The organism is Streptomyces sp. DH12 (assembly GCF_020873895.1).
Classification (GTDB): Bacteria; Actinomycetota; Actinomycetes; order Streptomycetales; family Streptomycetaceae; genus Streptomyces.
Map to the genome: position 1 here is coordinate 1 of NZ_JAHWGT010000904.1, position 470 is coordinate 470.

Annotated in this window: 1 pseudogene; it reads left to right on the forward strand. The window is 74.3% G+C overall.

Annotated elements, in window-relative coordinates:
• Window positions 1-470, forward strand: a pseudogene (locus LPA54_RS37710) (ankyrin repeat domain-containing protein); the annotation flags it as partial.

Consider the following 470-nt stretch of genomic DNA (forward strand, 5'->3'; position numbering starts at 1 on the left):
CGACATCGACCTGGCGGAGATCGCCGAGCACTGCGGTCAGGACGTCGCCGACGCGCTGGAGGACGACCTGCAACACCTGGTCCCCGACCTGGTGCGCTGGCACCTGCCCCGGATGCTCCACGGCTGGACCACCCTGGACACCGACCGCACCGTGGTCCTCGCCCGGTACCGGCCGGTGCGGGCGGACGAAGGCCCGCGTGCCACGCCGTACCTCCACCTCACCACGCCCGCGATGCGGCAGGGACCGCAGCGGGTCACCCTGGGCTTCGGCACGCTCCTCGACGAGGGGCCGGCCGGAGTCTTCGGCAGCACGACCGAGGACTGGCGGTACGCCCGGCACCTGTGGGACGCGCGGCACACCGCGGACCTCCGCGAACACGCGGGCGGTCCTGGACGGCTCCCCTTCTTCGACGCGGAGGGCGGCCTGCTCGGCCCGGACGCGCTGCCCTCCTCGGATCCCGGATCCGGTG